Annotated in this window: 17 protein-coding genes and 1 pseudogene; 8 read left to right on the top strand and 10 right to left on the bottom strand. The window is 68.3% G+C overall.

Features of this window, described 5'->3' with window-relative positions; genetic code table 11:
* Window positions 1-95 precede the first annotated feature (95 nt).
* The gene (locus D7D52_RS08680; RefSeq protein WP_246023696.1) at window positions 96-1,040 is read left to right on the top strand and encodes a DoxX family protein; all 945 of its coding nucleotides are present in this window, start codon (window positions 96-98) and stop codon (window positions 1,038-1,040) included.
* Window positions 1,041-1,125: 85 nt separating this feature from the next.
* Here the strand turns inward: D7D52_RS08680 and D7D52_RS08675 are convergent, their stop codons facing one another.
* The 3 genes from D7D52_RS08675 to D7D52_RS08665 form a co-directional block, all read right to left on the bottom strand.
* The gene (locus D7D52_RS08675; RefSeq protein ID WP_120735850.1) at window positions 1,126-1,425 is read right to left on the bottom strand and encodes a hypothetical protein; all 300 of its coding nucleotides are present in this window, start codon (window positions 1,423-1,425) and stop codon (window positions 1,126-1,128) included.
* Between the two features lie 17 nt (window positions 1,426-1,442).
* A complete protein-coding gene (gene ilvD / locus D7D52_RS08670; protein WP_120735849.1) occupies window positions 1,443-3,284 on the bottom strand; it encodes a dihydroxy-acid dehydratase in 1,842 nt (613 codons plus the stop codon).
* Window positions 3,285-3,352: 68 nt separating this feature from the next.
* Window positions 3,353-3,832 (bottom strand): PH domain-containing protein, encoded by a 480-nt coding sequence (locus D7D52_RS08665; RefSeq protein ID WP_246023695.1) that lies wholly within the window; start codon window positions 3,830-3,832, stop codon window positions 3,353-3,355.
* A 321-nt stretch (window positions 3,833-4,153) separates the two neighbouring features.
* Between D7D52_RS08665 and D7D52_RS08660 the strand changes: the two genes are divergently transcribed.
* From D7D52_RS08660 to ilvC, 3 genes are all read left to right on the top strand, one after another.
* Window positions 4,154-6,109 carry an acetolactate synthase large subunit gene (locus D7D52_RS08660; RefSeq protein WP_120735847.1) on the top strand — a complete coding sequence of 652 codons (1,956 nt, stop codon included), beginning with the start codon at window positions 4,154-4,156 and terminating at the stop codon, window positions 6,107-6,109.
* Window positions 6,106-6,609 (top strand): acetolactate synthase small subunit, encoded by a 504-nt coding sequence (gene ilvN / locus D7D52_RS08655; protein ID WP_120735846.1) that lies wholly within the window; start codon window positions 6,106-6,108, stop codon window positions 6,607-6,609. Before D7D52_RS08660 ends, ilvN begins: the two co-directional genes overlap by 4 nt.
* Window positions 6,610-6,718: 109 nt before the next feature.
* Window positions 6,719-7,720 (top strand): ketol-acid reductoisomerase, encoded by a 1,002-nt coding sequence (gene ilvC / locus D7D52_RS08650; protein ID WP_174416487.1) that lies wholly within the window; start codon window positions 6,719-6,721, stop codon window positions 7,718-7,720.
* Between the two features lie 94 nt (window positions 7,721-7,814).
* Here ilvC and D7D52_RS08645 read toward each other — a convergent pair whose 3' ends face one another.
* A complete protein-coding gene (locus D7D52_RS08645) occupies window positions 7,815-8,117 on the bottom strand; it encodes a hypothetical protein (protein WP_162958222.1) in 303 nt (100 codons plus the stop codon).
* Window positions 8,118-8,268: 151 nt separating this feature from the next.
* Window positions 8,269-8,988 carry a hypothetical protein gene (locus tag D7D52_RS08640; RefSeq protein WP_162958221.1) on the bottom strand — a complete coding sequence of 240 codons (720 nt, stop codon included), beginning with the start codon at window positions 8,986-8,988 and terminating at the stop codon, window positions 8,269-8,271.
* A gap of 326 nt (window positions 8,989-9,314) precedes the next feature.
* Between D7D52_RS08640 and D7D52_RS08635 the strand changes: the two are divergent.
* A pseudogene (locus D7D52_RS08635) lies at window positions 9,315-9,539 on the top strand (helix-turn-helix domain-containing protein); the annotation flags it as partial.
* A gap of 84 nt (window positions 9,540-9,623) precedes the next feature.
* Here D7D52_RS08635 and D7D52_RS08630 read toward each other — a convergent pair.
* From D7D52_RS08630 to D7D52_RS08620, 3 genes are all read right to left on the bottom strand, one after another.
* Window positions 9,624-9,947, bottom strand: coding sequence for a type VII secretion target (locus D7D52_RS08630; RefSeq protein ID WP_162958220.1), 324 nt, complete (start codon window positions 9,945-9,947; stop codon window positions 9,624-9,626).
* A 460-nt stretch (window positions 9,948-10,407) separates the two neighbouring features.
* Complete coding sequence (locus tag D7D52_RS08625) at window positions 10,408-10,674, bottom strand: hypothetical protein (RefSeq protein ID WP_120735842.1); 267 nt, start codon at window positions 10,672-10,674, stop codon at window positions 10,408-10,410.
* A gap of 235 nt (window positions 10,675-10,909) precedes the next feature.
* Complete coding sequence (locus D7D52_RS08620) at window positions 10,910-12,322, bottom strand: metallophosphoesterase family protein (protein ID WP_120735841.1); 1,413 nt, start codon at window positions 12,320-12,322, stop codon at window positions 10,910-10,912.
* 112 nt (window positions 12,323-12,434) lie between these two features.
* Here D7D52_RS08620 and D7D52_RS08615 point away from each other — a divergent pair, with 112 nt between their 5' ends.
* From D7D52_RS08615 to D7D52_RS08605, 3 genes are all read left to right on the top strand, one after another.
* Window positions 12,435-13,127 carry an RDD family protein gene (locus D7D52_RS08615; protein ID WP_342775256.1) on the top strand — a complete coding sequence of 231 codons (693 nt, stop codon included), beginning with the start codon at window positions 12,435-12,437 and terminating at the stop codon, window positions 13,125-13,127.
* A 113-nt stretch (window positions 13,128-13,240) separates the two neighbouring features.
* Complete coding sequence (locus tag D7D52_RS08610) at window positions 13,241-17,092, top strand: NACHT and WD repeat domain-containing protein (protein ID WP_120735839.1); 3,852 nt, start codon at window positions 13,241-13,243, stop codon at window positions 17,090-17,092.
* Window positions 17,093-17,266: 174 nt separating this feature from the next.
* The gene (locus tag D7D52_RS08605) at window positions 17,267-18,250 is read left to right on the top strand and encodes a protein phosphatase 2C domain-containing protein (RefSeq protein ID WP_162958218.1); all 984 of its coding nucleotides are present in this window, start codon (window positions 17,267-17,269) and stop codon (window positions 18,248-18,250) included.
* 77 nt (window positions 18,251-18,327) lie between these two features.
* Here D7D52_RS08605 and D7D52_RS08600 read toward each other — a convergent pair whose 3' ends face one another.
* Together D7D52_RS08600 and D7D52_RS08595 are read right to left on the bottom strand one after the other, a co-directional pair.
* Window positions 18,328-18,837: a M15 family metallopeptidase gene (locus D7D52_RS08600; RefSeq protein ID WP_120743928.1), complete on the bottom strand. Its 510-nt coding sequence runs from the start codon at window positions 18,835-18,837 to the stop codon at window positions 18,328-18,330.
* Between the two features lie 92 nt (window positions 18,838-18,929).
* On the bottom strand, window positions 18,930-20,606 hold the full coding sequence (locus tag D7D52_RS08595; RefSeq protein ID WP_120743927.1) for a fumarate hydratase: 1,677 nt from the start codon (window positions 20,604-20,606) through the stop codon (window positions 18,930-18,932).
* Window positions 20,607-20,863 lie beyond the last annotated feature (257 nt).

Genomic DNA, 20,863 nt, shown 5'->3' with positions numbered 1-20,863 from the left:
AAACCCGCCGTCCATGCTCGGACGGGGTGTCGCAATCTCGGACACGCCCGTGTTCTGCTGCGTGTCACGCCCCTGCGGCTAATAGTCTGGCCCGCGTGACCGACAAGCAGACCGAATCGTCCGAGCCGTCCGCCGTGGCGGGCGACGCCACGCCCGCACCGCCGCGACCGGCCGGGGAACCGGTCCGCAGCCCCTTCGACTCGCCGACCGAGCAGTTCCCCACGGCGTCCGGCATTCCGCCCGTCCCGGGTGCGGGTTCTGGCGATGTGCAGACCACCGAGAAGCTGCCGCGCGGCGACACTCAGCCGACGGAGAAGCTGCCGCGCACCGACGAGGAGCTCGGCCTCGATCCGGAGGTCCCGCTCTATTCGCAGGTGCGCAACGCCATTCCGGGCGCGGCCAACAGCACCACCACCGAGCCGTCGCCGACCTACTCGTTCGCCAGCATCCCGCCCGCGCCCCCGTCCCCCGCCGAGAACAACGGCCGGGTCCGCCGCCGCGACGAGCGCCGCGGCACCCTGGACGCCGGACTGTTGTTGCTGCGCTTGGTCATCGGCGGCACCTTCGTCTACCACGGGCTGCAGAAGGCGACCGGCTGGTTCCACGGGCCCGGCCTCGACGGCATCAAGACCGCCATGGAGAACGGCGGCTGGAAGCATGTCGACATCGCCGCGCCCATGCTCATCGCCGGCGAGCTCGGCGGCGGCATCCTGGTCGCCCTCGGCCTGGCCACCCCGCTGGCGGCGGGCGCGCTGCTCGCGGTCATCCTCGACGCCTGGCTGTGGAAGCAGGGCATGGCGCCCGGATTCCAGTACTCGGCCAAGGGCAATTCGGTGGAGCTGGAGTCGATCCTGGTCGGCCTGACCACCGTGCTGATCCTCACCGGCCCGGGCCAGCTCTCGCTGGACCGCAACCGCGGCTGGTCGAGCAGGCCGTTCTTCGGTTCGCTGGCCGCCTTCGTAGCGGCCGTGGCCGCGGCCATCCTGACCTACGTCTATCTGCACGGCGGCAACCCGTTGGAAGGCGTCGGCCCGTTCTGACGGGTCGTGAAAAGCGAAGCGGCCGGGACGATCTGGCGATCATCCCGGCCGTTGCGGGGGTGTGGGGGCTTGCCCCCACGGCTCGTCAGTACTGACGAGCCGTCCACGACTCCCACTCCTGGAAGGTTTCCTGGTGCAGCTGTAGCACCCGGCCCGACTTGGCGTCGATCTCCTGGGACAGCAGCGCCCGGTGCGTATGGCTCTGGGCGATCTCGTCCGGCGTCATCATGAACTCCGTCGATTCCAGATGCCGGACCTCGGCGGCCAATTCCTCGGCCTCGGCAAGCAACGCCTTCGCCTCGGCATTGCGGGCATCCGAGCGGCTGAGCATGGCCGCGTACTCGGCCAGCATGGAGTCGGCCTTGCCGATGTATTCGATTGTCATTCCCTGTCTTTCTGGATTTACGGCACGCGCCGGACGGCACCCTTGTCGGCGGAGGTGGCGAGCGCGGCGTAGGCGCGCAGCGCGGTGGTGACCGGCCGCTCGCGATCCACCGGCTGCCAAGGCCGTTCGGACGCTTCCATTTTCACGCGACGCTCCGCGAGAACCTCTTCGGGGACCAGCAATTCGAGCGCGCGGGTGTGCACGTCGATGCGGATGCGGTCACCGTTCTCGATCAGGCCGATGGACCCGCCCGCCGCCGCCTCCGGGGACATGTGGCCGATGGACAGGCCCGAGGTGCCGCCGGAGAAGCGTCCGTCGGTGATGAGCGCGCAGACCTTGCCCAGGCCGACGCCCTTCAAGAACGAGGTGGGGTGCAGCATTTCCTGCATGCCCGGACCGCCCTTGGGGCCCTCGTAGCGGACCACGACCACGTCGCCGGGCTGAATCTCCTTGTTGAGGATCTTGGAGACCGCCTCCTCCTGCGACTCGACCACCACGGCCGGGCCCTCGAAGGTGAACAGGTCCTCGTCGATGCCGGCGGTTTTCAGGATCGCGCCGTCGGGCGCGATATTGCCGCGCAGCACGCACAGCCCGCCCTCGACGGTGTAGGCGTGCGCCTTGTCGCGGATGCAGCCGCCCTCGGCGTCGGTGTCCAGCGAGGACCAGCGGTTGTCGGTGGAGAACGGCACGGTGGTGCGCACCCCGCCGGGCGCGGCGTGGAACAGCTCGATCGCTTCCTCGGAAGCCTTGCCGGAGCGGATGTCCCAGGTGTCGAGCCACTCGTCGAACGACTTGGTGTGCACGGTGGTGACGTCGGTGTGCAGCAGACCGGCGCGGCGCAGCTCACCGAGAATGGCCGGAATGCCGCCGGCGCGGTGCACGTCCTCCATGTGGTAATCGGAGTTCGGCGACACCTTCGACAGGCACGGCACCCGGCGCGAGATCTCGTCGATGCTCTGCAGATCGAATTCGATCTCACCCTCCTGCGCGGCGGCGAGGGTGTGCAGCACCGTGTTGGTGGAACCGCCCATGGCGACATCGAGGGCCATGGCGTTGTGGAAAGCCTTGGCATTGGCCACATTTCGCGGCAGCACCGACGCGTCGTCGTCGCGGTACCAGCGGGTGGCGATGTCCACGATCACCCGGCCGGCCTTCTCGAACAGCGCGCGGCGCGCGGAATGCGTGGCCAGCGTGGAACCGTTGCCCGGCAACGACAGACCCAGCGCCTCGGTCAGGCAGTTCATCGAGTTGGCGGTGAACATGCCCGAGCAGGAACCACACGTCGGGCACGCGGAACGCTCGACCTCGGTGAGGCCGTCGTCGGTCACGTGCGGCGAGGCGCTCGCGGAGATGGCGGTGATCAGATCGGTCGGGGCCTGGGCGACGCCGCCCACGACCACGGCCTTACCGGCCTCCATCGGCCCGCCGGAGACGAACACGGCCGGAATGTTCAGCCGCATGGCGGCATTCAGCATGCCGGGGGTGATCTTGTCGCAGTTGGAGATGCAGACCAGTGCGTCCGCGGTGTGCGCGTTGGCCATGTATTCCACGGAGTCGGCGATGATCTCGCGCGAGGGCAGCGAGTACAGCATGCCGCCGTGCCCCATCGCGATCCCGTCGTCCACGGCGATGGTGTGGAACTCGCGCGGCACGCCACCGGCAGCCCGCACCGCCTCGGCAACGATCTCGCCGACATCCTTGAGGTGCACGTGCCCGGGCACGAACTGCGTGTACGAGTTCGCGATGGCGACGATCGGCTTCCCGAAATCGGAGTCGGTGAGGCCGGTCGCGCGCCAGAGGGCGCGAGCGCCCGCGGCATTGCGGCCGGCGGTGGTGGTGCGTGAGCGAAGCGGTGGCATGGGTCAGGTCCTCGGTTCGTGTCGCGGTGGGCTGTGGCGACTGCGCCGTTTTCCGGCGGCTCTCAACGTTACTCCGGCGCGGACTCGCCCTTGTCGTCGTCCTCTTCTTCGGACCCAGCGTCGGTTCCCTCGGCCTCGGCGAAGGGATCCGGGATGCGGCCGTGGGAGGCGGCGATCAGCGTCGCGAGCTGCCCGTAGCCGACCGCGGGCAGGCTCACGTCGGAATCGTCGGCCAGATGCAGTTGCAGATACCCGCGCTTGGGGATGCGCAGCCCGCGCACGTCGGCCCAGTCGATGTGCCGGGAGCCGAACAGGGTGCGGGTGTCGATCCCATTGTCCGAGACGGTGGTCCGGGTGCGTTCGACCCAGACGACCATGGCCAGCGGGATCGCGAACAGCACCCACAGCACCTGCGGCCAGCCGAAGAACGGGAAGGCCACGCAGAACAGCAGGATGAACACCCCGAGGTGAGCGAGCCGGGGGATGCGGATCACGTGACCCGCGTCCGATTCGGACTCGGGCGTGTGGGACGATCGAGCAGGTGGCACGGACTGATGCTGTGAGGACACACCCACATCCTTGCATCATGGTGAACGGACCCGAATAACCGCACTGTCTCACATAATGAGACCCCATAGGTCAGCTGTTTGACTGAACGACCAGCGCGCAATTACCGTCGAGCGCGTGAATCGAACCGAGCTTCTCGTAATCGGCCGGCGCGTCCAGCGCTGAGCCGACGACTGTAGGTCATTTACGTCAGCTCGCAGCTGCGACGCGCCACCCTCGAACAGCCACCTGGCTGTCGGGGGCTTTTTTGTGTTCAGGCAAGTCCATGAACTGGAACGACAAGCAGTAAAGGAACCAAGACGGTGAGCGCACCTACCGCACGGCCCGGGCCCTCGGCCCGCAAGCCCGCGCCTACGCCCCAGCCGGCCGCGGCCGCGGCCGCGACCCCGAACCGCCGCCAGGTCCCGCCCGAGCGGGTCACCGGCGCGCAGTCGGTCGTCCGTTCCCTCGAGGAGCTCGGCGTCGACACGGTCTTCGGCATTCCGGGCGGTGCGATTCTTCCCGTCTACGACCCGCTGTTCGACTCGACCAAGGTCCGCCACGTGCTGGTGCGGCACGAGCAGGGCGCGGGTCACGCCGCGACCGGCTACGCCCAGGCAACCGGCAAGGTCGGCGTCTGCATGGCGACATCCGGTCCCGGCGCGACCAACCTGGTCACCCCGATCGCGGACGCGCAGATGGATTCGGTGCCGCTGGTGGCCATCACCGGCCAGGTCGGCCGCTCGCTGATCGGCACCGACGCGTTCCAGGAAGCCGACATCTCGGGCATCACCATGGCGTGCACCAAGCACAACTTCCTGGTCACCGACCCGATCGACATCCCGCGCATGATCGCCGAGGCGTTCCACCTGGCCGCCACCGGCCGCCCGGGCGCGGTCCTGGTCGACATTCCCAAGGATGTGCTGCAGGCGCAGACCACCTTCTCGTGGCCGCCGGAGATGAAGCTGCCCGGCTACCGTCCGGTGACCAAGCCGCACGGCAAGCAGGTGCGCGAGGCCGCCCGGATGATCATGGACGCCAAGGCGCCCGTGCTCTACGTCGGCGGCGGCGTCATCAAGGCCGACGCCAACGAGGAACTCCTCGAGCTGGCCGAGCTGACCGGCATCCCGGTGGTCACCACCCTGATGGCGCGCGGCGCGTTCCCCGACTCGCACACCCTCAACATGGGCATGCCCGGTATGCACGGCACCGTGGGAGCCGTTGCGGCCCTGCAGCGTTCGGATCTGCTGATCACCCTGGGCGCGCGTTTCGACGACCGCGTCACCGGTCAGCTGGACTCGTTCGCAGTGGGCGCCAAGGTGATTCACGCCGACATCGACCCCGCCGAGATCGGCAAGAACCGCCACGCCGACGTCCCGATCGTGGGCGACTGCCGCGAGGTCATCACCGAGCTCATCGAGACCCTGAAGGCCGACCCGGCGGCGTCCGGCAAGGCGCCGCTGCTGGACCTGACCGAGTGGTGGACCTACCTCAGCGGTGTGCGCGACAGCTACCCGCTGGGCTGGAAGACCCCCTCCGACGGTTCGCTCTCGCCCGAGTTCGTGATCGAGAAGCTGGGCCAGCTGGCCGGACCCGACGCCATCTACTGTGCCGGCGTCGGCCAGCACCAGATGTGGGCCGCGCAGTTCGTCAAGTACGAGAAGCCGCGCACCTGGCTGAATTCCGGTGGTCTGGGCACCATGGGCTACGCCGTGCCCGCCGCCATGGGCGCCAAGATGGGCATGCCCGACCGCGAGGTCTGGGCCATCGACGGTGACGGCTGCTTCCAGATGACCAATCAGGAACTGGCCACCTGCGCCGTCGAGGGCGTCCCGATCAAGGTCGCGCTGATCAACAACGGCAACCTGGGCATGGTGCGGCAGTGGCAGACGCTGTTCTACGAGCAGCGCTACTCCAACACCGACCTGGGCACCCACACCCTGCGCATCCCCGACTTCGTGAAGCTGGCGGAAGCCCTTGGCTGCCACGGCATTCGGGTGGAGAAGGAAGAGGATGTGGAGGCCGCGATCCGCGAGGCGCAGTCGATCAACGACCGGCCCGTGGTGATCGACTTCATCGTCGGCAAGGACGCGCAGGTGTGGCCGATGGTCGCCGCCGGCACCTCCAACGACGAGATCATGGCCGCGCGCGGCATCCGCCCGCTGTTCGACGACGACGAGTCGGTCGCCGAGCCGGCCGTCATCCACGAGGCCATGTCGCATGAGCAGGCGTCGGTGAACGCTCACGAGCGTGCTGCCCAGAAGGGGACCCAGGAATGACCACCACCCACACCCTGTCCGTGCTGGTGGAGGACAAGCCCGGCGTGCTGGCGCGCGTGGCGTCGCTGTTCTCCCGCCGCGGCTTCAATATCCAGTCGCTGGCGGTCGGCGGCACCGAGATCCCCGAGATCTCGCGCATGACCATCGTGGTGACCGTGGAGGATCTGCCGCTCGAGCAGGTCACCAAGCAGCTCAACAAGCTGGTGAACGTGATCAAGATCGTCGAGCAGGACGCCGACTCCTCGGTGGCCCGCGAACTGATCCTGGTCAAGGTGCGTGCCGACGCGAGCGTGCGCACCCAGGTCATCGAGTCGGTGAACCTGTTCCGCGCCAAGGTGATCGACGTGTCGCCCGACGCGCTGACCATCGAGGCCACCGGCACCCGCTCCAAGCTGGACGCGCTGCTGCGCATGCTGGAGCCGTACGGTATTCGAGAGATCGTGCAGTCCGGCGTCGTCGCGGTCGGACGTGGGCCGAAGTCCATCACCGCGACTCGTTAGTAACCGGCCGCCACGGCGGCCACCCGCTCGTCATCCCGGCATGCTTTTGGCCGGGATCCACATTCCTTAATCACAGAATCCAGAAGGAGCACCCAAAGTGGCAGTCGAGATGTTCTACGACGACGATGCCGATCTGTCGATCATCCAGGGCAAGAAGGTCGCGGTCATCGGCTACGGCTCGCAGGGCCACGCGCATTCGCTGAGCCTGCGCGATTCCGGCGTCGACGTGCGCATCGGCCTCAAGGAGGGCTCGAAGTCCCGCGCCAAGGCCGAGGAAGCCGGCTTGACCGTCGGCACGCCGGCCGAGGTCGCCGAGTGGGCCGACGTCATCATGGTGCTGGCGCCCGACACCGCGCAGGCGTCGATCTTCACCAACGACATCGAGCCGCACCTCAAGGACGGCGACGCGCTGTTCTTCGGCCACGGCCTCAACATCCACTTCGGTCTGATCAAGGCTCCGGCCAACGTCACCGTCGGTATGGTCGCCCCCAAGGGCCCCGGCCACCTGGTGCGCCGCCAGTTCGTCGACGGCAAGGGCGTTCCCGCCCTGATCGCCATCGACCAGGATCCGACCGGCAACGGCCAGGCGCTGGCCCTGTCCTACGCCAAGGGCATCGGCGGCACCCGCGCGGGCGTCATCAAGACCACCTTCAAGGAAGAGACCGAGACCGACCTCTTCGGTGAGCAGGCCGTGCTCTGCGGCGGCACCGAGGAACTGGTCAAGACCGGTTTCGAGGTCATGGTCGAGGCCGGTTACGCGCCGGAGATGGCCTACTTCGAGGTGCTGCACGAGCTCAAGCTGATCGTCGACCTGATGTACGAGGGCGGCATCGCCCGCATGAACTACTCGGTGTCCGACACCGCCGAGTTCGGTGGCTACCTGTCGGGCCCGCGCGTCATCGACGCCGGCACCAAGGAGCGCATGAAGGCGATCCTGACCGACATCCAGGACGGCACCTTCGTCAAGCGCCTGGTCGCCAATGTCGAGGGCGGCAACAAGGAGCTCGAGGGTCTGCGCAAGGCCAACGCCGAGCACCCGATCGAGGTCACCGGCGCCAAGCTGCGCGGCCTGATGAGCTGGGTCGACCGCCCGATCACCGAAACCGCGTAAGGTTCTCGTAGCACGAAGGCCCGCCGGGGATTCCCTGGCGGGCCTTCGCTTTTCGCGCGTGAAGGGGGTGGTACGCGCGAAGTGTTCCCGTGTTCTAGAAGCTGCCGGTGCGCGGCAGCGCGTTACGCCACCAGCAGTCGGGACCGTTGTTCCAGCGGTTCCAGTCGTTGTCGTGGTTCCAGTCGTCACGGTCGTGGCGGTGGCGCCAGTCGTTGTCGTTGTCCCACCACCCGTTGTTCGGGTTGTTCGGGTGATGCGGCCAGGCCACATCGCCCGGGGTGGGTTGCAACGGAACATCGGCGGAAGCCGGAACCGCCACGGCGGCAAGGGGAATCAGGGCGAGAGCACCGACAGCGGCCACACCGGCGACCTTGCGGCGTAAGGAGATCGACGTCATGGTCGTTCACGATGCCCGAGATCGCCTCGGCTGAGGAATGGTTTCCCTGTGAATTCAGGGCCGAATGGTTCTCACGTATGACATCCACCCTGAGCAACCCTGAAACCTCTTGCGCAGCAACGGTCCCGCAGGATTTCTCCTGGGGCCGAGGTCAGATCAGCGCGCCCGCTCCCGCGCCGAGGACAGCGCCGGTCGCCAGGCCGATCACGCCACCGATCACGCATCCGGGCGGCGCGGCGACCGGGGCGATGATGGGGAAGAAGGGGCCTGCCGGGAGGACCGCGATGGCCGCGCCCGCGATGCAACCGGCGATCGCCCCGCCGGCGGCTCCCGCCAACGCGCCCGCCGCGATGTGGTCGGCGCGGCTGGGCGCGACGCCGATGGAGCGGGTGAACTGCGAGATCTGCGCCTCGGGGCCGGCCAGAACGCCATTGAGCTGAGCGACCTGATCGTCGCTGAGGAAGTCCGGGGCAATGGCGGTGAGGTCACCGGCGCGCAGTTCCCGCGGATTGGCGGGGACGATCACGCCGATGTCCGGCGTCGGCTCCGGTGCGTGCAGGTCGCCCGGCTGGATCGGCGCGGCCGGATAGTCGCGCTTCGGGTCCGGCCGAGTCGGAGCGTAATCGCTCTGCGGCGCCACACCGTGCGCGTCGTCCTGCGGCGAGACCTGCGGAGCCGCCGGCGGCGGCGTGCTCACGCCCGGCTGGGTACCACCGGAATTGGGGACGCCCGGATCCGGTTGCGTCACACCGGGTTGCGGCGCCGCGTGAGCGACAGCGCTGATGCCCAACGCCGCGGTCATGGGAATGGCGGAGACGGCGGCGCGCAACAACACCCGCTGCGTTGCCGTCTGCCTACGATGCTTCGCCATGTGCCCCCTTCAGAACCTGCATCGCCGCCCACGGATCGCCGGATGTGAGCGCGACCACGTGACAGTAGATCTCGCGGCAATACCCGTCAAACCCTATGGCATGTATATGGCCTAGATCATAAAACCTGCGAAACCCATTGCGCGGCAACGGCCCCGCAGGACTCTCCCGCGAGGCCGTTTGCGCTGCGACGGTCAGTGAGCCCTTTTCATCTCCAGTGAGATCCGTTGTGGTAGTGGGTGATTGGTGTGGCGTGTCGGCTCCGTGAATGGTGAAGCCCCTGGTAGATCAGCTGTCGACCAAAACCGCTGAGTACCAAGGGCTTCACGTGTTGTTCTACCGTTCCGCGCTGCCGTTGTCACGCCAGACTCTCCACTTCGTGGCCGGGCTGATCCGCCGGCATCGCCGCGCGATCGGCTCGGTCTGGCGCAAGCTCGACCCGGGCCGTCAAGCCTTGCTCGTGCTGGCTCACCTGCGTAAAGCCGAAACCTATGCCGATCTCGGTGCCGGGTTCGACATCTCGACGACCACGGCCTGGCGCTATGTCGGCGAGACCGGGTCGCGGCAGCTTCGGCCCGGGTCGCGAAGCCGTCCAGGTCGATGACCATCACATCCACCTGCGTGGGTGTGGGGATCGTCATTGCGGCATGACTCCGCTGTTCAGGTCCTCGATGGCATCGAACCGGGCTGCTATCTGGACATCGGTGTCGAGGTACCAGCTTGCTGACGTACGCATGATGGCCGCGATTTCCTGATACCGGCCAACCGCAACCGAGACAGCTTGCCGCTCGGCAGGTTCGACCGAGGGCAGCGCCGCGGCAGTTGCCGGGCCCGCCCGTAACTCACCCATCAACATGTAGGCACCGGCCGTGTCGTCCGACAAGGAGACCTTGCCGACCTCGTCCGCGAGTCCATCGATGGTCGTTGCCGCCGCCTTCAGCTCCTGGACTGAAACCCGCACACCATCCCCCTTGCGAAACCTGTTCACTCACACTGCGATTCGAGAATACTCGAGACCACCGCGACGAGGCGTGGTCTATGCGATCCGTGCCCACATACCGCACCGAGCCGCACGGCCACGGCCGTCCCTCGCTGCCACTCGTTGCGATCGCCCCGACGGATGTTCCGCACACGGTGTCGGTCGTGTATGAGCATGCGGGTCGACGCGCGCACCCTAGCATGTGGAGGCGGCGGTGGTCGGGCAAGCACGACTGATCTTGCCTCCGTGGGTCCAACGGTTCCACCGACTGTCGCTCGACTCGCAGCAGTTGCCGGGCTGCGATGCGGCCGGTCCCGGCCTGGTGCTGCTGCCGTGAAGCCAGTCGGAGTGACCCACCACGGCGTTGCCACCTGCGGAAATACCCCAGGGCGGCAACGCCACACGGGGCCCGCTCAGGGCGGCAGCGCCACGCCGGAACGGCTCAGTGCGCGCTGGTTTCGGCAGGCGCCACGACCGCCGAGCGGGGTTGGGCTGGGGTGCCGGCGTGTTGGACGTAGCCGAGCCAGCCGGTGCCTACGAAGACTGCCAGGAGGACGGCGGTGGGGAGTTCGAACAGGAGCCAGCCGGTGGCGGCGAGGGCTTCGCGCAGCGAGTGGGGTTCGGGGGCGGGGCGGATGACCTCGACGGGTGGGCGCTGGTGCCGGAGGGTGCCGTGATTCGAACGGTACTGCCTGCCCTGCCTGCCCACCGTGCCTCCGTAACTAGAGAAGTGCCGAAACCCAGCATGCCGAATCGAGGCCGCGTGCACAGCGGCGATCGAGCGGACACCGACATGTCCGGTCGGACCCGACCGTTCGCCTGCGCACCAGGCAGTATGCCCAAGTGCGGCGGTATCGGGGTAATTTCGACCGGACATATCGGCACGTCGCGTCCGGTGTGTCGGAAATCGCGGGTGGTCACCCTCGGTTCGCTGTGGCGCGCGGTCAGTTCCCGGTGCGGCCGTGCAGTCCCGAGAAGTCGCGCAGCACAACATGATTGCGATCCAGGCAGCTGCCGAGCGCGTGATCGGGGTGCAGTCCCAGGTATTGGCTGCGGGTGCGGGTACTCCATCGGCGCGCCGCCTCCGAGCGCGTCTTGTAGAAGTTCACCATGTATCCGCCCTCGTAGACGCGTAGCAGCGTGTATCCGCCCGGATACTCCTTGACCGCGCCCACCTCGAGGAATTCCACCCCGATCCCGGAATCCGGCCGGCTCAACCGATTCCGGTGGGTGTGCCCGCTGTGGTGCAGGAACACCCCGGGCGCGGCCGCGTACAGCGCGTGCAGCGCGGCGGCATTGACGCGGTCGAGCACGAATCCGGGTCCGCCCGGATTGCTCACGGCCGCATGCCGGGTCACCGGGTGATGGCCGAAAATCACTGTCGGCCGGTCGGGTTCGCCGCGCAGCAGTTCGCGCAGGTGCGCGAGCTGCGCCGCGCCGAGGGTGCCGCCCGCGCCGCGCGGGCGGGTGGTGTCGAGTCCGATGAGCCGCAACCCGCCGACGAAATACTCGACCAGACGGTCTCTTTCATGGAAGACCGCGCCCCAGTGATCGGGCTCCTCGGGCGGGCGAATGTCGTGATTGCCCCGGCACACGAAGTAGTCGCGCCCGAGTTCGCCCCAGGCGTCGAGGCGTTCCCGGACTCCGCGCGACTGTTCCGCGGTCCCCGAATCGGTGAGATCCCCCGCGACAACCAGGTGGTCGGCGGCCCGATCCGGCAGTCGCAAGTCCTCGAGGGCGGACTGCAGCATGAAGTCCGGGTATTCGTCGGTGCTGTGCCGCAAGCCCTCGAACAACCCGGCGAACAGCCCGCTGGCCGGTTCGCCGTAGTGCAGGTCATTGGCCAGGGCGAGGGTACGCAGCAACCGACCCGGCGGCGGCGTGAGAGTGGTGAGTACACCGGTGGATTCGGGTGTTCCGGACCGGCGCGTCACCCATGTCCGCGCCGGGGTGGCGCGATGGGCGTCCGACCAGGCTTCGAAGCGGTAGGCGCGTCCCGGTTCCAGGTCCCGGATCTCCGCGTAGTGGTAGGGGGTGCGCAGCCCGTCGACATACCAGGTGCGCGGCACCCCGCGGCCGTCGGCGGGGGCGAGGCGCACCTCGGTGCCGGCGGGCGCGGGGCGCAGTCGACCGGTTCGATTGCGCGCCCGGGTCGTCCAGGTGAGGACGGCCGAGCGGTCGGTCACCGTCACCACTTCCAGATCCGAGGCCACGACGGTCTCGCCCTGCCGTCGCGCCTCGGTGTCGAACAGGGGCCGCTGGGTGGCGAACAGCGGTCGCTGAGCGCGCACGGCCACCGCCGCGCCCGCACTCGCCGCATTGGCCAGCCACAGGGTCCGAAGTCGCGGTTCCAGCATTACATCTCCGTCCGCCGAGCTCCTAGGCGCGACGGTACGGTTACCAGATAAACCTCCAGGTGCCCGAACATGTCCGATCAGCTTCCAATTTCGGACATTCAGGTCATCGCAGGTGTTTCGGGGTCCGGGCCGTGACCGGCCGCCCACGCGAATTCCGGAGCGGAAAACCGGAATCCGCGTCCGAGCAGCCGATTCCCGCAGCCTCCCATGGCGACCGGCCGGTCGGCGGCCGAGGGTGTTTCGCAACCCGGTCCGAGCCTCGGGCCCGCGACCTTCACGCCGTTCACCCGGGAGCCGCCATGAGTCCACCGCACGACCCACCGCCGTCGAGCTGCCGTCCGGCCGTTTTCACCCCGCCCGATCAGGCGCGCGGCTGGCGGCACGGGCACTCGATGCGATCATCGTGGGAATTCCCGTCACCCTGCTCGCGATCCTGATCTCGAGTTCCTCGGATTCCGGATATGCCAGCGAAAGTTCCGGCACCGTCGCGGCGACATTGCTCGTCGTCGCCTCGGGGGTCGCCCTGAGCGGACTCTACGAAATATCGTTCGTCGCCGTCGGCGGCCGCACCCCCGGCAAGCGAGCGCTCGGATTGCGAGTCGTGAACGCCGACACCGCCACTCCCCCGTGCGACGGCACCGGCACCGGCCCCGCCTTCACCCGCTGGGCCACCCTGATCATTCCCGGCGTGCTGACCGGCGGTCTCTGGACACTGCTGTGCGCGCTCTCGTGCCTCCGCGGCGGGCCCGGCCATCAGGGCTGGCACGATCGGACGGCATTCACCTATGTGATCGCCGAACGATAGCGGGCAAGACCGCCGCCGTCGCACTCGCCGAACTCTCCCCCGAACACCCGCCGCGATGGGCGATAATTCCCACGAATACGGTTGCGGCGCAATCGAAGGCAAGGGGAGGGCCGGTGCCGGGGGAAGCCATCGAGGGCAATACGCCCCGCGCGGAATTCGCGCAACGATTGACTCAATTGTGGGAATTCGCGGGGAATCCGACCCTGCAGCGGGTCGCGGACGCGGCCAATCAGCGCATGGCGGCGGCCGCCGGTCCGGGCGCGAAGAAGGTGAACGCCCAACGCCTCAGCGATTGGCGGCGCGGACGGAATCTGCCCGCGAAATTCGACACCGTGCGGCCGGTCCTGCTCACCGTCATCGAACTCGCCCGAAAATCCGATGCACCGGCGGGTCTGCTCAACCTGAACTTCTGGCGGCAGCTGTGGGTGAAATCGGTGGCGTGGACGCCGGACTCGTCCTGTCCCTACCGTGGCCTGGAGTCCTTCCGCGCCGGGGACGCCCGCCTGTTCTTCGGCCGCGACCGCGCCATCGCCGATCTGGTGGCGCTGGTCGAACAGACCGCCGCCGACGGTGGCGGGATCACCGTGCTGCTCGGCGCGTCCGGCGCGGGCAAATCCTCGCTGCTGGCCGCCGGGCTGATCCCGCACCTGGGCCCGGAATGGTCTGCCGCCCAATGCACTCCGGGCGCGCGGCCGATCGAGAACCTCGCGACCGCGCTCGCGGCAATCGGCGGGGAGCGTCGCCTGCTGGTCATCGACCAGTTCGAGGAACTGTTCACCGCCGGCGCGGAGGACAGCGAGATCGCCGCCTTCCTCGACGCCCTGTCCGGACTCGACGACGGTGTCACCGCGGTGCTCGGCATTCGCGCCGACTTCTTCGCCCGCTGCCTCGACCACCCGGTGCTCGCCGCGGCCATCAACCGCCGCGGCTATGTGCTCGGCGCCATGGGCGAGGCCGAATTGTCCGACGCCATCGGCGAACCCGCGCACACCGCCGGCCTCAAACTCGACAACGGCCTCACCGAGCTGATCATCACCGAACTGCTCGGCCTCGGCGGTCACGACGGCTCCGGCACCCTGCCGCTGCTGTCGCACGTCATGGAGGCCACCTGGCAGCGCCGCGACGGCAACCGCCTCACCATCGCCGGGTACCGGGAGGTCGGCGGCGTCGCCGGGTCGGTCGCCAAGACCGCCGAGGACGCCTGGCAGGAACTCGGTCCGGCCGCCCGCGCGGCCGCCCAGGACCTCATGCCGGCCCTGGTCAGCGTCGGCCAGGGTACCCGCGACACCCGCCGCCAGGTCCCGCCCGCCGAACTCCTCGCCCACGCCGCCGATCCCGACGCCGCCGTCGTCGCCCTCGAAACCCTCTCCCGCGCCCGCCTGCTCACCCTCGACCGCGACACCGCCGCCCTCACCCACGAGATCGTCCTCGACGCCTGGCCGCGCCTGCGCGCCAGGATCGACGCCGACCGCGAGGGCCTGATGATCCGCCAGCGCGCGGAAACCGATGCGCAGGAATGGATTACCGGCGGCCGCAACCGCACCCTGCTCTACCGCGGCGACCGGCTGCGCCGCGCCCGCGCGCAACGGCGCGGAATGTCGAGCACCGGCGGCGGATTCATCGATGCGGCGGTCACCCATCGCCGCCGGCAACTGTGGCTGCAGTCGGGGCTGGCGCTGGTGCTGGTCGCCCTGCTGGTGGCGGCGCTGGCCGGCTACATCGACAACACGCTCACCACCCGGGAACGTGATCAGGCGTTCTTCGCTCGCATCCTCAGCGACGCCGATCAGCTGCAGGGCAGCGATCCGACCTTGTCGGCCGAGCTGACCGCCCTGGCCACCCAGTCCCATCCGGACGATCCGGATGTGGTGTCGAGGCTGATCGCCGGTCAAACGCTGCCCGTGGCAGGTACTTTCGTCGATCGGCACGGCACCGTGTCGGCACCGACCTATCTGGACAAGGGGTTGCTCGCGACGGCCGGAGCCGATGGATTCATCCGGCTCTGGCATGTCGATCAGCCGGGAGCTGTGACCAGGGCCGGGCAGGACATCGCCGAAAACGGCGAACACGTCGTGGACATCGCCGCGAAAGCGTCGGTCGTGGTCTCCGGAAGTACCGATCACAGCGTGCGAATCCGCGATCTCACCGATCCCGACCATCCGAAAATCCTGGCGACCTTGGACACGGGCGGGCCGGTGGAGCGGGTCGCGATATCGCACGACGGGCGGCTCGCCGCGGCCGCGCACGGACACGACATCACGCTGTGGGACATCGGGGATATCGCTCGGCCGCAACCCATCCCGACCACTTATCCGCACGACGGCTCCGTCGTCGACATGTGGTTCACCGCCGGCGATCGCGCGCTGATCACCGGGACCGAGACGAAGCTGAATGTGCTCGCGACGACCGACACCGCGACCCTCTGGCCGGTCGATCGCAACCAGCCCACCGCCCACGGGACGGTCGTCGCCACCAGTTCGGGCCAGCTGCGGTTGGCCGCCAATGGTGATGGCTCCTTGCTGGCGATCGGCAATTCCACTGTCGAGCACCAGGATTCCATGCCCGCCGACAGCGAGGTGACCATCGAGCGCGTCGACGATCCGAATCATCCTGTCGTAGCGACCCCGCCGTTCTCCATCGGCCCGCTGGCCGAACTGAAGGACATGGCCATGAGCCCGGACGGCACGATGCTGGCCGTTCTCCGCCCTTTGGGTCTGAGCCTGTGGAATCTGACCGACCCGGTGCATCCCGCCCTCCGATGGTCGCCGCTCACGGGTAGGTCGGTGACTTGTCCGGGGACTGCCCGCAATCGGGGTTGCACCGCCCAGACGATTCGGGCCCGATTCGGTCCGGACAACCGAACGCTGACCCTCGGGCTGCAAGGGGGAACGGTCCAGCAGTGGTCGTTGCCGGCCTCGGTGTTACAGGGGCCCGCCGCGCAGACCCTTCCGCTGGCGGTCAGTCCCGACGGCAAGCGCCTGCTGGTCACCGGAAGCGGTTCGGATGCACGGGTCTTCGACATCAGCGACCCGGACACTGTGCGGCTGGTCAACACCATCCCCAAACCCGGTTACGAGTCGGCGTATTCGCTCGTGCCAACTCCGACGATCAGTTTCGACGGGAAGTACGTCGGGCTTCCGGTCCACGGCACGATGACGATCATCGATGTCTCGCAGCCGGGCGAAACCCGTACCGTGGCCGGCTTTCCCGATGCGATCTCGCTGGCCTTCTTCCACGATCGCGCCATGGTGCTGGTTGCCTACGGCGGACTCTCGCCGCGGCTCGAGGTGTGGGACGTCACCACACCGGACGCCCCGATGAAACGTGGCCAGCCGATCTATGTGCAGGATTCGGCGAAGCTGCTCGACACCGGGCTCAACGGGGCGGTCAGCCGGGACGGACGCGTGATGGTGTTGGTGTCCAACAAGCTGCAGACCTGGCAGCTGACCAACCTCAGTACCAAACCGACCGGCAGCATCGACCTGGATTGGACCGGCCACGGCCGCGGAGTGGCCATCGGCCCCGACGACAAGGTGGTCGCGATGGGCTCGGACGGTGGGGCACTGCGCCTCTTCGATATCGCCGATCCCGCCCGCATCACCCCACTCGGCGACCCGATACCGGCTACCGGGAATACCATTTCGTCGCTGGACATCAGTGCGGACGGACGGCATCTGGCGATCGGCGGTACCGACTCGACGGTTCGCCTGTGGTCGTTCACCGATCCCAAGCATCCCAAGCCCCAAGGGGTTTCTCTGACGCCGGAGAACTCCTCTTCATGGCAGCTGGCTTTCGACCCGAGTGCGGACTATCTGTTCGGCGCGGGTGACGACGGGGCGCTGCGGGTGTGGAATCTCGATCCCCGGGCGGCCCTGCGCCGCATCTGCACCCTCACCCGCACCACCATCGACGACGATCTCGCCGCGCATTACCCGGACAAGAAGCTGCCCGCGCTCTGCCGTTGATGACCGAGGCCGGCCGGTTTCCGGTCCGGAATTCCGTTGCGGGCGTGTTGATCAGGGCGGATGGTCGGTGGGGTCGGGTGGGTGGATGGTCGGGGCTTATGTCCGTTTCTACCGTTTTGGGTGTCCCGGTTTCGTTGCCGGGCACTGGAATCCACGGGTGAAGCGAGGCCGGACATGCTCGAGAAACGTAGGCCGCGGGGGCTGGGGGCGCCGCTGGTGCCGGTTCGGGCGCCACTCGATGCCGAGCCGCGGCCGGCGCGGCGGCGGCCTACCGAGCTGGCCACGGGGGCGCCGGTGATCGGGACGCGGGGTGGGGCGCAACCGTATCCGGTGTTGTCGGGGCTGCCGACGGCGTTGCCGATGCTGCGGGCGGACGGCGGGCAGTTGGGTGGGCGGTGGGTGGCGGGGGCGAGTATCGCTGGGCAGGCCCATCGGGCCGAGGGGGTTACGGGCCAGGATTCGTACTGTGCGGGTTGCTGTGTGGATGGGTCGGCGCTGGTGCTGGCGGTGTGCGACGGGCTCGGTTATCGCGAGCAGACCTCGCAGGTCGGGGCGGAGCTGCTGGCTCGGTTGTGTTGCGCGGGTGCGGCGTGGATCGTGCGCGAGCAGGCGCTCGCCGAGGGGGCCGAGGCGTTGGTGGACGCGGTCGAGCAGGCCACGCGGCGGCTGATCGAATGGCAGCGCACGCATCTGGCCGAATGGGAGCCCGCCGGGGCGCATGCCACCGTGCTGGTGTGCCGGGTACCGGTGTCGCCCGACGGCGGGCCGGCGCTGTTCGCGCGCGCGGGCGACACCGAGGCGTTCCTGCTGCGCGACGACCGATACGCCTCGGTATTTCCCACCGGCACCTCGGCGAACGACCCACTGTCACACCGCAACCCGCGTGACGTCCTGGAAGTGACCGCGGTCGCGCTCGACGCCGACGCGCTCATCCTCACCAGCGACGGCCTCGCCCACGACATCATCGAGTCCCCCCGCACCCGCGAATGGCTCGCCGCCCGCTGGTCGGCCCCCTGCGGTCCGCACCGCATGCTCGATTCCCTGCGCTACCGCCGCCAATCCTCCGACGACGACCGCACCGCCCTGGTGACCTGGCTGCACCCCTACACCGGCAACTCGTTCGACGACACCGACCCCGCCCCTACCGACCCGCGCTGATCTCCAAGCGCCGCCCACCCACATCCGAGCGCCGCTGCCGTCCGAGCGCCCACCACATCCGAGCGCCCGCTGATGTTCTAGCGGTCGCTGGCGTCGGGGAGGCGGGGTGGGCAGGGGGCGTCGGGGGCCGTGGCCAACTCGAAGTGCCACCACTCGTTGTCGTACATGCGGCACAGGCCCCAGTGGTTGCCGTTGTCTTCCAGCCATTGGGCGCCCTCGCGCGGGCCTACGTCGATGGCTTGGCCTGTCACGTGGGTGGATTCGCTCGGCGGCAGGACCCAGCGGCGGGCGGCTTCGGGGCTGCCGTAGGTTTGGAGGCCGTCTTCCCAGAGGGCTTCCTGTTCGGCGGGGGTGCGGTAGCCGGAGGTGATCGACAGCGGGACGCCGGCGTTGTGGGCCTCGGTGGCGGCCGCGTTGTAGGCGGCGGCCAGCAGCGGGTCCAGGCCGTCGGTGCCGGCCGCGATGGATTTCGCGGTCGGAAGGCTTTGGGCGGCGGCCGGAATCCCCTGGGCTGACGCCGAAACGTCTTGGGCGGCAGTGGATGCCGCCGTCAACCCGCCGCCGACCAGCCCCGCGCTGGCGAGCATCGCGACCGCGGTCGCGCGGCGGCTACCGGGCGGACGCCGCCGGTGGATCGAGATCTCGGCGTTGTCCGCCCGCATTCCTCTGCCTCTCGCTGTCAGACGCGTTCCTTGGACCGTTCGCGCACGCGCAGCGCGATCGGCTTGGAGGTTTCGGCGAAGAAGTCGTTGCCCTTGTCGTCGACGACGATGAAGGCGGGGAAGTCCTCGACCTCGATCTTCCACACGGCTTCCATGCCGAGCTCAGGGTATTCGAGAACCTCCACGGACTTGATGCAATCCAGCGCCAGCCGGGCCGCGGGGCCGCCGATCGAGCCGAGGTAGAAGCCGCCGTGTTCCTTGCACGCCTTGGTGACCTGCGCGGAACGGTTGCCCTTGGCCAGCATGACGTGCGAGCCGCCCGCGGCCTGGAACTGATCGACGTAGGAGTCCATGCGGCCCGCGGTGGTGGGTCCGAAAGAACCCGACGCGTAGCCTTCGGGGGTCTTGGCGGGACCGGCGTAGTACACAGCCATGTCGCGCATGTACTGCGGCATCGGCTCGCCCGCGTCGAGCCGCTCCTTGATCTTGGCGTGCGCGATGTCCCGCGCCACCACCAGCGGCCCGGTCAGCGACAGCCGCGTCTTGACCGGGTACTTCGACAGCTCGTCGCGGATCTCCGACATCGGCCGGTTCAGGTCGATCTCGACCACGTCGCCGCCGAGGATGGCGTCGGTCTGCTCCGGAAGATACTGCGCCGGTTCACGTTCCAGCTGCTCGAGGAACACGCCCTCGGGGGTGATCTTGGCCAGCGCCTGCCGGTCCGCCGAGCAGGACACCGCGATGGCGACCGGGCAGGACGCGCCGTGGCGCGGCAGGCGGATGACGCGCACGTCGTGGCAGAAGTACTTGCCGCCGAACTGCGCGCCGATGCCGAAGGACTGGGTCAGCTTGAAGACCTGCTCCTCGAGCTCGAGGTCGCGGAAGCCGTGCGCGGCCATCGACCCCTCGGTCGGCATGTTGTCCAGGTAGTGCGCCGAGGCGTACTTGGCCGTCTTCAAGGCGAATTCGGCCGAGGTGCCGCCGATCACGACCGCCAGGTGATACGGCGGGCAGGCCGCGGTGCCCAGCGAACGGATCTTCTCGTCCAGGAACTCGAGCATGCGCTCCGGGTTCAGGATCGCCTTGGTCTCCTGGTAGAGGAACGACTTGTTGGCCGAGCCGCCGCCCTTGGCCATGTAGAGGAACTTGTAGGACGGCTGCGCGAGATCGCCCGCCTGCGAATACAACTCGATCTGCGCGGGCAGATTGGTGCCGGTGTTCTTCTCGTCCCACATGGTGATCGGCGCCAGCTGCGAGTAGCGCAGGTTCAGCTTGGTGTAGGCGTCGAACACGCCGCGCGAAATCCACGCCGCGTCATCGGCTCCGGTCAGCACGCCTTCGGACTTCTTGCCCATCACGATGGCGGTGCCGGTGTCCTGGCACATGGGCAGGATGCCGCCCGCGGAGATATTGACGTTCTTGAGCAGATCCAGCGCCACGAACCGGTCGTTGCCGCTGGACTCCGGATCGTCGATGATCTTGCGCAGCTGCGCCAGATGCGCCGGCCGCAGGTAGTGGCTGATGTCGTGCATCGCCTCCGCGGTCAGCATCCGCAGCACCTCGGGCTCGACCTGCAGGAAGGTGCGACCGTTGGCCTCGAACGTGCTGACGCCCTCGGTGGTGAGCAGCCGATACGGCGTCTCGTCCTTACCGATGGGCAGCAGATCCGAGTACAGGAAATCAGGCGCGGTCACGAATCGCACTCCTCGAGCAGGGCTGGGGCTGGTCAGCCAACGGTTCAAGCAGACCGACTGTACCGACCCGCGTTCGCGCGCCGATGAGCAGGCAGCCGCAGCGGTCCGGGCGTCGCGGCCGCACCCGGGGAAATGTGCGATTGCATTTGCACACACGGAATTCGTTGTGACGGACACCACCGACTGTCAGACTCGGTGACGTGGCCTTTCCGCAAAACGGTCGGCGCAGCCTGGACGGTTCGGTTGGACGAACCCAA

This window comes from Nocardia yunnanensis (genome assembly GCF_003626895.1).
GTDB classification, from domain to species: domain Bacteria; phylum Actinomycetota; class Actinomycetes; order Mycobacteriales; family Mycobacteriaceae; genus Nocardia; species Nocardia yunnanensis.
This window is presented reverse-complemented; position numbering and strand designations above follow the sequence as displayed.